The organism is Mesorhizobium sp. (genome assembly GCF_004962925.1).
Lineage (GTDB): Bacteria > Pseudomonadota > Alphaproteobacteria > Rhizobiales > Rhizobiaceae > Mesorhizobium.
The window spans coordinates 1-12,330 of record NZ_SUEO01000094.1 but is presented as its reverse complement, the minus strand read 5'-3'; the positions used below and the strand labels follow the sequence as shown (position 1 = coordinate 12,330).

General features: G+C 62.1%; 10 protein-coding genes. 2 read left to right on the top strand and 8 right to left on the bottom strand.

Translation table 11 applies throughout. From position 1 onward, the window contains the following. A partial coding sequence (locus E5W87_RS18965; protein ID WP_292400671.1) for a TonB-dependent receptor occupies positions 1-399 on the top strand: 399 nt, incomplete at its 5' end. A gap of 436 nt (positions 400-835) precedes the next feature. Here E5W87_RS18965 and E5W87_RS18960 read toward each other — a convergent pair. The 8 genes from E5W87_RS18960 to E5W87_RS18925 all read right to left on the bottom strand — a co-directional run bounded on the left by E5W87_RS18960 (position 836) and on the right by E5W87_RS18925 (position 10,783). Continuing rightward, positions 836-2,005 (bottom strand): ABC transporter substrate-binding protein, encoded by a 1,170-nt coding sequence (locus tag E5W87_RS18960; RefSeq protein WP_292400668.1) that lies wholly within the window; start codon positions 2,003-2,005, stop codon positions 836-838. A gap of 2 nt (positions 2,006-2,007) precedes the next feature. Continuing rightward, a complete protein-coding gene (locus tag E5W87_RS18955; RefSeq protein ID WP_292400665.1) occupies positions 2,008-3,231 on the bottom strand; it encodes an MFS transporter in 1,224 nt (407 codons plus the stop codon). 5 nt (positions 3,232-3,236) lie between these two features. Then, a complete protein-coding gene (locus E5W87_RS18950; protein WP_292400661.1) occupies positions 3,237-5,117 on the bottom strand; it encodes an IucA/IucC family siderophore biosynthesis protein in 1,881 nt (626 codons plus the stop codon). Further along, positions 5,117-6,256 carry an NAD/NADP octopine/nopaline dehydrogenase family protein gene (locus tag E5W87_RS18945; RefSeq protein ID WP_292400690.1) on the bottom strand — a complete coding sequence of 380 codons (1,140 nt, stop codon included), beginning with the start codon at positions 6,254-6,256 and terminating at the stop codon, positions 5,117-5,119. The genes E5W87_RS18950 and E5W87_RS18945 overlap by 1 nt, the downstream gene beginning before the upstream one ends. After that, positions 6,253-7,263 (bottom strand): cysteine synthase family protein, encoded by a 1,011-nt coding sequence (locus tag E5W87_RS18940; protein ID WP_287241419.1) that lies wholly within the window; start codon positions 7,261-7,263, stop codon positions 6,253-6,255. Before E5W87_RS18940 ends, E5W87_RS18945 begins: the two co-directional genes overlap by 4 nt. Next, positions 7,264-8,637, bottom strand: a complete 1,374-nt coding sequence (locus tag E5W87_RS18935; protein WP_292400655.1) for a Y4yA family PLP-dependent enzyme — start codon at positions 8,635-8,637, stop codon at positions 7,264-7,266. Continuing rightward, positions 8,634-9,065, bottom strand: coding sequence for a ParB N-terminal domain-containing protein (locus tag E5W87_RS18930; RefSeq protein ID WP_287322522.1), 432 nt, complete (start codon positions 9,063-9,065; stop codon positions 8,634-8,636). Before E5W87_RS18930 ends, E5W87_RS18935 begins: the two co-directional genes overlap by 4 nt. 542 nt (positions 9,066-9,607) lie before the next feature. After that, entirely contained in the window at positions 9,608-10,783 is a 1,176-nt protein-coding gene (locus E5W87_RS18925; protein WP_292400651.1) for a PHB depolymerase family esterase, read from the bottom strand. A 337-nt stretch (positions 10,784-11,120) separates the two neighbouring features. Between E5W87_RS18925 and E5W87_RS18920 the strand changes: the two genes are divergently transcribed. Next, on the top strand, positions 11,121-12,200 hold the full coding sequence (locus tag E5W87_RS18920) for an HPP family protein (RefSeq protein ID WP_292400648.1): 1,080 nt from the start codon (positions 11,121-11,123) through the stop codon (positions 12,198-12,200). Positions 12,201-12,330: the final 130 nt, after the last annotated feature.

Here is a 12,330-nt window from a genome sequence, read left to right as displayed (position 1 = left end):
GTGCGGCTGCTTGGCGGCGTCACGATGCTCAAAGGCGAGCTGACGAAGACAAACAGCGCCGCAACGCGCGGCAACACGCCCATCGGCGTGCCGTCGGTCCAGTTCAATCTTGGCGCGGAATGGGACACGCCCTTCCTGCAGGGGCTCACACTGGCGGCCAACGTCATTCACACGGGCAGGCAGTATGTCGACACGGCGAACACGCAGGAGATTCCTTCCTGGACAAGACTCGACCTGGGTGCCCGCTATCACACGGAGATTCAGGATCGTCCGGTCACTTTCCGGGCCGCCGTCGAGAATGTTTTCGACGATGACTACTGGGCTGGTGTCGCCAGTTATGGCACCCTGGCGCAGGGCGCGCCGCTTACGGTGAAGCTGTCAATGACAACGGATTTCTGATGCAGCGCGCTGGGCGAGGCGCCGCATGTCAAATCGCGTACGTCGAGATCAGCAATGGGCCTTGAGAGCAGGGTGCAACGCATGCCCTAAGTGGAAGGTGGCGGCAAATTGGGGAGCTGGGCCGCGCGGCCGAATCATGCAAGCTGTCCACCTGACAGAACTGTGACCTGGTCAACGAATTTCAGTGCGATTGAGGTCGTGCAGAGGGATCACCACGAGCATCCCCGCTGTCATAAGCAAGGCTGCACGCCGCGCATCTCCAACTGCCAGTGCATATCGAGCGCGTTGGTTGGTTCTTCGAGAAGCAGGACTTGCTGGTCGCGCACCAGATATTGGGCAAGGCCGACAAGCTGGCGACGACCCAATCTGTCCCTGAGCTAGGCGCTCTACAAACGCCGTACCCGAGCGGGAACCGTTTCGGGCCGGGTATCGGTCATCACGGGCTATCGGAGAGACTGACGCTATAGCCGGGCTGGTAATCGATGGGCAGGAATCGGCGGTGATATTCGGCAAAGGTTGCATCGGGGTCGAGATCGTCGAACAGGTTCGGGTGGAACCACTTCGCCAGCTGCTGGACTGCGACGAATTCGTAAGGGCTGTTGTAGAACTGGTGCCAGATGCCGTGGAAATTTCGCGTCTCTTGTGCCGCAATGCCGGTATAGGCGTTGCGGGTTGGGAACCATTCGAGCTTTTTGCGCGTCACCTGCGGGTCGGCGCCAGGACCGAGGGGGATCCAGTAACCGCCGGGGACATAGGCCTCCCAGTCAGCGCTGGTAATGACCACGTGGTCGGGGTTAGCGGCGATCACCTGTTCGGGGTTAAGCTGCCCGAATGTCGCCGGGATGATGTCGCTGCCGATATTGTGACCACCGGCAAGTTCGACGTAGTTGCCGAAGTTCTCGGCGCCGAATGACAGGCAGCAATCGTCGGAATAACCACCGATACGCTCAATGAAGACCTTTGGACGCGGCGGGTTGTGCTCGGCCAGGACGTCCCTTACCCGCGCCATGGCCTTGTGGCGAAACGCGATGATCTCCTCCGCGCGCGCCTCGCGCCCCATAATCTTGCCCAGGAGACGGATGGTTGGCTCTGTGTTTTCCAGCGGATGATGGCGGAAGTCGATGTAAAGAACGGGAATGTCCAGCGCCGCCAGCTTCTCGACAAATTTGGCGTCCTCATTGGTCCGCATCGTTTCAAGGTTGAGCAGAACCACGTCGGGCTTCTGGATGATGACTGACTCGATATCGACCAGGCTGTCTTCCGAACCCTTGAAAGCGGTGAGCTTTGCCAGTTCGGGAAAGGCTTTGAGATATTGCGCGTAAGTCGCCGGATCGGCCTCGATCAGGTCGTTGCGCCAGGCAACGATACGAGCCAGCGGATCTTCGGGCTCCAGAGACGCTACGAGATAGAGCTGACGGCCCTCGCCCAGAAGCATGCGCTTGACGGGCGCACTCAGCTTTACCTCGCGGCCGGCAATATCGGTGACGATGAGTGGCGCCTGCGCCTCCGCTATTGCCGTTTCCTCGGCAAATGCCGGCGCCGGGCCAGCCACGATCACTGCAAGAGCCGCGATCGCGGCATGCAACAGCGGACGATATCTCTTCACGATCAACTTCCTTCGTCAGGTGAATGGCGCGCTTTGAGCCATATGCCGAGCGCCACTAAGAATGATAAGGCGTAGAGGATTGAGACGAGCGGGAACGCGGCTTCGAGACCAATAAACTGAGTGACCGCAACGCCGGCCACGATGCCGACAACCGACGCGCCCTGCTGGCAGCTTTGCGCGAGACCCAGCACCGAACCTTGCCGGTCGTTTCGCGTTGCCGCGGAAATGAGCGACAGGAGAGCCGGCGTTGTTCCTCCCAGTAGAGCGCCCCAGACAAAATACAGCATTGCAAAAAAGCCTATGGACCCGGTGATCCCGGCCAGATGAGTGATTGCAAGGCAACCGGCTGAAATCAACACACTCCAGCCGAGCACGTAGGATTTCGCGCGCCCCTCGAAGAGCCGCGCCCACAAGGGCGCGCCCACGACAAAGCCCAGCGCCAGAAGTCCGTAGCTCAAGCCGGTGACCCAGTGCCGTGCGCCAAAAACTTGCGTCATGTACAGGGAAAACGGAATCTGCAGCACCATGCGGCTTGCGAGCAGCATCCCCATCAGCACAAGAAGCCCCGGCACCGGCGCACTCCCCGAGGGCGCATGGGCAGTAATTTTCGCCGTTGCTGACCGTACGGGAATAATCCCGTTTGGCGGCACGGGCAGACTTGCCCAGGCGGTGGCGGCGCACAGGGCACAGATCACGCCGGCCGTCAGATTGATGGCGGCAAAAGGCAATTCATCCAGGATCAGCCCGCCCAAAAACGCCCCGCCTAGCGAGCCGACATTGGTCGCCACCTGAAGCCACGCGAACAGGGCGGCGCGATCGCGTCCCCCGGTGACCTGCACGCCATAAGCCTGCGCCGGGGCGATGTAACCGGCAAAGGCGCCCTGCAGAAAGCGCAGGGCCAAAATCGTCCAGACATCTTGCGCAAAGGCGATGAGCAGTTGCGTGATCGCCAAACCGGCTAATGCGCGAACCATCATCAACCGGTTGCCGTAGCGATCCCCCAGGCGTCCCCAAAAGGCGCTGGTGAGCGATAAGCCGAGCATCGGACAGATATAGACGCCGATTCCGGCGAGACCGAAGACGCTGTCGGAGGGACTCAAGGTTTTGATATGGATTGGCCAGAAAGGGCCACTCATCTCCATCGCGCCCATGGAAACGAATTGCAGGGCGAACAAGAGCGCGAAAACAGGCCCGAAACCGCGAAGGGCGGCGGAAGCGTTTGTCATTTGGCTTACGTTAATGGATTGGGCAGTTGGTGTTCGACCCGATAGTCGCGATACCGCTCCAGATGCATCCGCAGCACCGAGCGTGTCGGCCACGGACTTTCGAGAAAGGCCGCGCGTTCCCGCAGCCAGAACTCATCGGACGACACGCGCGGCCGAAGCGCGTCGAATGCCTCATCGGTCTCCTCCCTCAGGATGCGCCACAGGCTCTTGCCCGCCAGTCCATAATGCTCCGTCAAGCACAGGGCGATCTCATGGAGGTGGCAGACGAAGCAGGCATCGATCACGAACGAGCGCACGAGGCTGATGTCTTCATCGAACGTCGTGGGCAAAATCCCTCTCTGGGTGAAAGGGGTTAGGCGGTGCCCGCGTTCCTCGAACAGGGGCGCAAAACTGCGACCGTCGCCGAAATCGCGGATCAGCAACTTTCGTGGGTGGCCGGCATGATTGAACAATACCAGGCTGTTTTGCTGATGCGCCTCAAAGGCGATCCCGTATAGCAGATACATGGCCAGGGTTGGCCGGATGACGGTGCTCGCATAGGCGCGGAAAAACGCCGCCACATCCGCCTCGGCCTTGTTGCCGTTTCTCGCGATCAATTCGCAAATGAGCGGGCGATCGTCCGTTGGACCTGCCGTCAGGAGCGCCGCGACGGTTACCGGCATCAGCCCGTCGGTGCGCGCCAGAGCGCCCGTATTGCGGAAGACCACCGACAGAAACCGGCCCGGATGCTCGTCACCGCTGTCGGGATGGCGCAGGATTGCACCTAACTCTTCGGTGAAAATCTCCAGCGTGTCGCGGAGATCCTCCTCCTTTGCCAGAATCTCGGAAATCAGGGTGCTGAGGCGGGGCCCCATATGGATCGACTTGGCCTGGAGGGTGCGCTGCTCACTGGTCAGCCAGATCGCCACCGGCAGTTTGATGAAGGGTCTGGGCTCCAGTGTGTCCGGCAGCATCGTGCGGAACGACATGGACGGCAGCGTCACGATCTCGGGGCCTTCCGGGTCGAAAACGCCGGAAGCAATCTCGGACTCGAATTCTCGGCAAACGAAATTGTCCAGATGCCACCCGTGGACTGGAAGGGGAATCCAGTCCCCGGGCGACTTTCCGCGCTCTTTCAAACCTTCAGCCCAGTCGCGCCAGAGATCGGGAAAGTTTTGCGAAAACCATTCCGAATAGCTGCCGACATGCGGCATCTTCTCGATATAGGCCCATTCCTTGCGCAGCGCCGTGATGCGCAGGCGCACGCGGGCGCCGAATTCGGGCGACAACGCGGTCACCTCTTGTGGCGGCAGGCCAGGTTTGGCCTTCCATGTCGGATAGAAGGGATGGCCTTCGAGCGCACCCCATTGATCGAGGGTCATGGCCGCCAAATGCGGCGGCAAACTCCGTTCGAGATAGGCGAGGAAGCCGGGCACACCTGCGGCGGCTATTTTCAGGCGCAGTTCTGCGCTCCAGCCCTCCCGGTGGCGACGCGCCAGGACGTCGTTGCGCATGCTGTTGTCCACGTCTCGCAACAGTTGCGCCAGACCATCCGGCGCGGCCGAAACCGCCAATGCCGGCGAGACCTCCGTTATCAGGGCGGACGGATCATCGAGCCGCTGCCGGGCACCGGTGCCGTCCAGCACTTCGATGTGCCCGAGACTTTGCAATGTTCCGGCAGGCGCACGGCGCAGATCGGTGAAATGCAGGACGCGGCGCGAAGGCCAGATGGGGAGCCACGCCTGCCTGCCGTCCCGCGTCCACAACAATGCGTTGGGTTCAAGGAGACGCTCGGCGAACAGGCAGCGGACCAGTCGATTGAGCGCATTGCGCGACGCGTTCTTCCAAAGCTGCACATCGCGCGCCTGGGTTTGAGCATCTGCCGCGGAAGAAGTCCTCTCGTCCATCAGGCAGCCTCCGGCCAGTCGGCAGGTACATAGGCTGGTGCACCCTCGGTTAGCCCTCCGTGAAAGCGGCACGCCCAGTGATAGGTTTTCGCAATGGCCGGAATAGCCAGATTCAGCCGCGCCGCCATCTCCACGAGCAGAGCCTGACCAACGGCGATATCTTCGTGGAAGGCGCGGCTCTCGCGATCGATGAGAAGACCGGGCCCGTGCGGATTGGGCACGAGCGGCGCGCGAATGCCAGCATAGGCGCGGTTCGTGCGCAGAAGCGTATACATGGTGCGGTCGTCCTCGATCTGGCTGCCATAAGCCTCGATCAGTTCCTGCCGGAGAGGCTTTACGGTGCTTAGATCAATGCCGAGACGCGCCTCGATCGCACCACGGATCGCCTGGTTTTCCGCGTCACAGGTCTCCAGTAGCTCGGCGCCAGCGCGCGGGCAGTCGCTCCACCAGCATATGGGTTCGTCAAACGGCTTGTCCTGCCAAGGGGCGCCCGGGCCAATCAGGCCATAGAGCACGGCTGGGTGCATCAGTGCGTTGCCCGGCGTCAGCGTGACTTCGAGATAATTCTGCAGCATAGCGACGGGCGCGTCGAAAAGCCGGGCGAGCATCTCGGCGAGCACAGCGCGGTCGGCGCTGCTCTCGCGCTGATGAAGTGCGGCAAAGAGCTGCGCCTTGGCGCCACCCATGCGCACGCGCCTGCCCGGAACCAGGTCAAAGGCCGTATGGGGAACGTCCTTCATACCCCAGATCACCACATTGTCGTGGCCCGAAAGGACCTTCGCCGCGAGCCAGTCAAAACCGCCAAAGCCGGGGATCGCGCCGAGAAACACCTTTTTGTTCTGGGGAAGGTGAGGAGCGATCTGGCGTAGAAGCGCGGGCCGCGTCTGGGCCGGCTGGGTCACGACCACCATATCCGCGTCTTCCAGCGCTTTGCCTGGATCGGTGCCGACATAGTCGGGCCGCGCGCTCAGGACGTTACCGTCCGGCGTGTGTGCCTGCCAGACATTGTCGCCGCTTGCCCATCCTTCGGCAACCGCGGCAGAGGCAGTGAGGACAGAAACCGCAATGCCGGGACGCAGCTTGAAGAGCACTGCGTTCAAATGCCCGGTGCGGCCCGCGCCGCAGATCGTCACCTTCATGCTGCGCATGCCCTTGCGGCCAGCCAGGCATCCAACTGGTCGGCGATTGCCGGATCCAGCAAGCCGCGCTTTGCCATCCACTCATCGTCGAAAACTGAACCGAGATATTTTTCGCCGCCGTCGGCCACCGGCGTGACCACCGTGCCGAACAACTTGCCTGCGGCAATGAACTCCAGCGCCTTGTAGATGGTGCCGCCGGTGGAGCCACCCACCAGCAGGCCCTTGCGCCGGGCGATATAGCGTGCTGTCTCGAACGCTTGGGTGTCGGTGACCTGCACCCCCTCATCGATGCAGCCAAAGTCAAGCACCTTGCCGACTTCATCACCCGCCGGCGTTCCGGTTCCCGACTGGTAATAGGGATGTCCGGGCTTCCCGAACACGATCGAACCGGCCGGCTCTACCGCGATCGTGCGCACGGCCGGATTGTGGCGTTTGAGGCGCTGGGCGATCCCCGTCATCGAACCGCCGGTCCCGACACAGCCGACAAAGGCGTCGATGCCGTTCGGGAGCTGCGCCAGAAGCTCTTCGACAAAACCGGCGTAGCCTTCCGGATTTGCCGGATTGTCGGATTGATTCATGAAAAGCGCGCCGGGAAGTTGGGCGCCAAGCTGGGCTGCCAGGCGCTGCCGCTCGACCACCGCAACTTCGTCCTCTCGGAAATCGCCTTCGACATAGCGGATTTCGGCGCCCAGAGCGCGCATCGTGCGGATCTTGTCTGGCGCGGCATGATGATCGACTACGGCGATGAAGCGCAGGCCGAACTCCAGTGCGGCCAGCGCCAGCCCTATGCCGGTGTTGCCGGACGAAGATTCGACGATCGTGCCGCCGGCGGCAAGCCGCCCGTCCTCGAGCGCGGCACACACCATGCTGCGCGCCATACGATCCTTCATCGACCCGCCGGGATTGTTCTTCTCGATCTTCAGCACCAGTGTGGCGTCGCGGTTCGGCACGGCGATCGACATGATCGGTGTCTGGCCGATCAGCTGGGTTGTAGTCGTGCAGAGCATTTATGCCTCTCCAATTATGTCGGGGACGAGTGCTGGCTGCCCATGTGCATCCCGAACCACGCACAGGCGGCTCGGCATCGGGTGGCGATGGAATTCGTTTTCGAGAAGGTCCATCTGGTAACCGCCGGTGTTAGCGTAAACCAGGAGGTCTCCCGCGCGCGGGGCCACGGGAAATGTAAGCCACCGATTGCAGACCACATCCTCGTCCAGGCAGCTGTGGCCGGCCAGATAGCCCCGCACGGGTTTTGACATGGCGGACGGCGGTGTGGCGGGCACCAGGATGGGGTCGACCAGGAATTCGGATGCGAACCAGGTTTCGCAGGCGCTAAAACTGCTGCCTTCGACAAAAATGACGCAAGTGTCGGAACTGAGGGCCTTCACTCTTGAGATCCGGAAGATGGAAATGGCCGTCTGATCTGCCAATGCACGCCCCGGCTCCAGTCCCAAAACCAATCCCTCATCCGCAAAATACCCGGCGATGCTGCGGCCTTTGGGCATCGGCGCATGCAAGAACTGGCGCAGCCAGTCAGTCGCCGAAAGCGCGCCGCCATAGGGGTAGAAGGAGCCCGGGACCTTTCCGGTCCGGTAGTCCCCGGGGACCTGTGCCTTCAGATGCGCCTGATAGGCCAGCTGATCGACATACTGAACTGGCAGCCCGCCGCCGATGTCGATCATGCGCGGCGCAAATCCCCTTGCCCGGCTTTCGGTAATCAAGCTGGCGGCTTCCCTCAGCGCTGCCGCGCGGGATTCCCAGTGATAGCCGCTTACGTGGAAATGCAACCCGTCGAAGCGCAGCCTGCCTTCACCAGCGATGCGCGACAGACAATGCTGTATGGCGTCCGCTGGCATGCCGAAGCGGCTCATGCCCTGTTCCGTCGGGCGCAAGCGGAGCAGGATCGGTTGGACCACTTGGCCCACCGGCAAGCAGCTCACAAGATCGTCAAGCTCTTCCGGCGAGTCCACCGATATCAGAGCGCCGCAGCCAACGAGCTCGCTATGGAATGCCGCCGTCTTTGCCGGGCCTGTCGCCACAAGCCGTGCGCCATCGGCGCCAAGCCGCCTGGCGTCGCGCAATTCGTAAAGGCTCGAGACGTCGATACCGGCGCCGGCGCGGAGCGCCGCCTCCATCAGCCCCGGCGATTTGTTGACCTTCGCCCCGTAATAGACCGCATGCGCCACATCGCTTTCTGTCAACACGCCCATCAGTGCCGCAAGGTTCTTCTGCAGCTCATCGGGCCAGATCAGATTGACCGGCGAGCCGTGTCGCGCGACCCATACCGCAAGACGCTGTGCATCGCGGGCCAACAGTTCAGCCGCCGACGGCCGCAGAACCGGGGGCAGACCCGCGCCAGGCTTGTGGCAATGCAGCGTCATGACCACGCCCTTGGCGCGCTTGCCAGCATGTGGTCTACCGGATCGACGCGGCGCAAGCTTTCCAGCGGGACGTTGCAACTTGGAAGGCTTTGGCCAAAAATATGCCGCGTCGTCTTGCAGGGAAATTTTCGGCCGCTTCGGGCCATTGCGAAAATGCACGCGGGAGTGATTATCTCGCCTGCACGCCAGCTCTCCACCCGAACCGTGCCATAGTCCAAAAGGATCACCGGCACCGCCGCAAATCCCAGGCGATAGGCGACGGTCAGCCGGTGATGGCCGTCCATCACGAACAGCGCGTCTTTCTGTGCCGTGATCGGGACAGTCCAGCAGCCCGCCTGCAGGATCTGCGCCTGCAGCTCAGCAACCCTGGAAGGATTTACCTCCTCAGTGGGGGTTAAACGCGCCGGGGATAGGAGGCAATATTGCATCTTGGCCAGCCTGTTCTCGCAAAATGTCAGGGCTGGCTTTCTTGACTAATTGAGTCATGATTTAGCTGGCAGGGCCTCTATAGTCAGTTGAATGCCGGTCGTCAATGCGTCCCAAGCGCGTCGCGGAATGCTTACAGATCGACTCCGCGAAACGCATTAAGCTGAGGTGTTAAGCCGCCGCGCTCACCTCGAAATGAGCCGGGGCTCCAGATCGACATTCAAGGCGCCGTAGGGATTGGTGTGGGAATAAATCAATGGAGTAAGCCCACGATAGTCTGCTGGCGCCATGGGCGCCGACCAAGCCGGCTCGGTCAGCACTGCATCATCAAGGTGTTCACGTAGACAAGCGCGTTCTCAGTACGGGACGACTGCGCAGCCCGCGAACATTCGCGTCTCGCGATGCCAACACCAAGTCGACTCATGCCCATGCGAGTCCCTGCCGAACCGGGACGGAATCCACGCCAGGCCTACAGCGTTGGCCCGATAATGATATTTTTGCCGAGCGTGCGGAGGTCCTGAAGTGGTGTTGTTTCGGCGAGACGCTAGTGCATCAAGCCTGCCGATCGCAGGGCGTCGTCTATGACTTTTCGTCGCCCCGCGGCGGAGTTGGGCTTCTGAGAAGGCGGGATGTTTGCACGTTTCTCAGAGTGAGGGACATTGGGAACCCCAACCTTGGGCATCGAGAAAGCGCGTGCGAAACTGGGCGCGAGCGCCTCGTTGTTGGCCAGGTTGATCTTCGCATCTCGCTTTACGCACGGCTTCGCTATTCCCCAGAACCGCGCGATATGCCAGGTAGAGGAGATACCGACGTCCAGCATGAACGGACCCCCAACGCCCAGGGCGGCGTCGCCGGCCGTGTCAAGTGGCGTACCGTGGCCCATTCCGGCAATGCGATATTCCTCGATCAGCTCCTGCCCTTGGGCATTGCACCAGACACGTCGTGAATGACCATCCACAATTTCTGATCGGGTCGAACGTGCATCGAGTCCGTGAACGGCCCGCCATTGTCCGATGATCGCATCAGCGTTGGAAGATGCTACGGTTTGATCGGCGGAGCCGTGCCAGACGGATATTGAAGGCCAAGGACCTTGGTGCGACGAGGCATCGCGCAGTGCTTTCTGCAATTGCCGTTCCGAGGGCATGCCATGACCGCGCATGCGGTCGAAGGCTTCGGGGATTGTCTTTGCGCTTCCATACGGCAGGCCCGCGATGATCGCGCCGCCTGCAAAAACCTCCGGGTAGCAAGCCAGCATCACCGATGTCATGGCGCCTCCGGCGGAGAGGCCGGTGATAAAGATGCGCCGTCGGTCGAGGCCATGGGCGACGGCAACCGCCTCAATCATCTGGCGGATGGAAAGGGCCTCTCCGCCGTTCCGCTTTGTATCGCCGGGCACGAACCAGTTGAAGCAGAGGTTGGGATTGTTGGCGCGTTGCTGCTCGGGAAACAGCAGGGCAAAACCTTCCTGATCGGCCAGTTGCGACCAGCCGGAACCATGGTCGTAACCGGCCGCCGTCTGCGTGCAGCCATGCAGCACGACGACAAGAGGCGCCGCTTCAGTCAAATCGTCGGGCACGTGGATCCTCGCCCGCAAGGCGCCCGGATTAGACCCGAAATCGTCCAGATCCGACAACCGATCGCGGCCTTGGCCATTGCTCTGAAAACCCTGCCCGGCGCGGAATGCGGCAAGGCGGGTGATGGTGTCGGAGATTTTTCGCAAATCAGTATTCCTTGTGGTCGGCCGTTAAGATGGCCACGATGCTGCGCACAACGCACGCGCAGCAAGATCGTTGCTGCACTGCACAGCCTGAAATCGCGAGAGATTGGCAGCCAAGGCGGGAACCTGGCCTTCAAGAACGAGGAGGCCGGCTCCGACTACGGAAAGGCGACCGGAGGGCTGCGGCAAGTTGCTTCGAAGGCGGGCGGCGGACCGCCCAAGTCGCTGCGCGCAATAATATTCTCCCTGGCCGCGAACATTCGGATTTGTTTGACTTTCAAATCCGTGGCTTCGGCGGCATTGCGGACAGCGCAGACTTCCACTCGTTCCAAGGCTTAGCATGGGGTTTCGCCTCTTCGTCCCAATCCTCGCCGGCGCGACGCTTCGCGAGCGGCTGCTCGCCTGCATCGGCGCCACGATCGGCATTGCGCTGACCGGCGTGATCAGCGGGCTCGCAATGGGCGGCGGCCCACATGTGGCGCTGCTGGTGGCGCCGATGGGCGCCTCCGCCGTGCTGCTGTTTGCCGTGCCGTCGAGCCCGCTGGCCCAGCCCTGGTCGATCATCGGCGGCAATTCGATCTCCGCATTGGTCGGCGTGACGGTCGCGCTTGTCGTGCACGACCCGGTGATCGCGTCGGGCCTCGCTGTGGCGCTGGCGATCGCCGCCATGTCATTCACGCGTAGCCTGCACCCGCCGGGCGGTGCCGCGGCGCTGACGGCCGTGCTTGGCGGACCGGCCGTGCTCAGCTTCGGCTTCCTGTTCCCGTTGGTGCCGGTGGCGCTGAACTCGACAATTTTGGTGGCGCTTGGCTTGCTCTTCCACCGGCTATCACGGCGCACCTATCCGCATGTCCATGCACCCGCCGCCAACAGCCACGGCACCGCCGATGCGCCGCCCACGAAACGCGTCGGCTTCCGGCCCGAGGATGTCGATGCGGCACTCGCCGCTTTGGACGAAACCTTCGACATTGGCCGCGATGACCTCGAAAGGCTTCTCTGCCAAGTCGAGCTGCAGGCGATGGTGCGCTCGCACAGCACGCTGCTGTGCCGGGACATCATGTCCCGCGACGTGATCTCGGTGCCGGAAAACGCTCCCTTCGACGAAGCGCGAAAGCAGCTTCTCGACCACAACATCCGCACCTTGCCAGTGGTCGATTCGGACGGCCGGCTGGCCGGCGCCGTGGGCTTGCGTGAGCTGACTAAGGAGGCCGATGCGGTGAAGGGCGTTATGTCGAAGACCGGTACCGCCTCTCCCGACACGCCGGCGATGCGTTTGCTTCCCGTGCTCACCGACGGCCGCAGCCATGCCGTAGTCATCGTCGATGCCGAGCGGCACATCCTTGGCCTGATCACCCAGACCGACCTGTTGGCGGCGGCAGCGCGCATGCAGACCGCAGGCACAGAGCTGTCAGCGGCATAAAGAAGTAATCCGGATTTGCTCAGTCAGGGAGCCTTTGCAGAAAGACACATCCACCGTCTGCTCGGAGTCGCGATGCTACGGGCGTCTACGGCGCGCCCGACGATTTCGTCGATGGCGAAATCGTCGGCGC

Excerpts from the sequence above, each read along its gene's own strand:
- E5W87_RS18955 (WP_292400665.1), bottom strand. The coding sequence starts at position 3,231 with ATGACAAACGCTTCCGCCGCCCTTCGCGGTTTCGGGCCTGTTTTCGCG.
- E5W87_RS18950 (WP_292400661.1), bottom strand. The coding sequence starts at position 5,117 with ATGGACGAGAGGACTTCTTCCGCGGCAGATGCTCAAACCCAGGCGCGC.
- E5W87_RS18945 (WP_292400690.1), bottom strand. The coding sequence starts at position 6,256 with ATGAAGGTGACGATCTGCGGCGCGGGCCGCACCGGGCATTTGAACGCA.
- E5W87_RS18940 (WP_287241419.1), bottom strand. The coding sequence starts at position 7,263 with ATGCTCTGCACGACTACAACCCAGCTGATCGGCCAGACACCGATCATG.
- E5W87_RS18935 (WP_292400655.1), bottom strand. The coding sequence starts at position 8,637 with ATGACGCTGCATTGCCACAAGCCTGGCGCGGGTCTGCCCCCGGTTCTG.
- E5W87_RS18930 (WP_287322522.1), bottom strand. The coding sequence starts at position 9,065 with ATGCAATATTGCCTCCTATCCCCGGCGCGTTTAACCCCCACTGAGGAG.
- E5W87_RS18920 (WP_292400648.1), top strand. The coding sequence starts at position 11,121 with ATGGGGTTTCGCCTCTTCGTCCCAATCCTCGCCGGCGCGACGCTTCGC.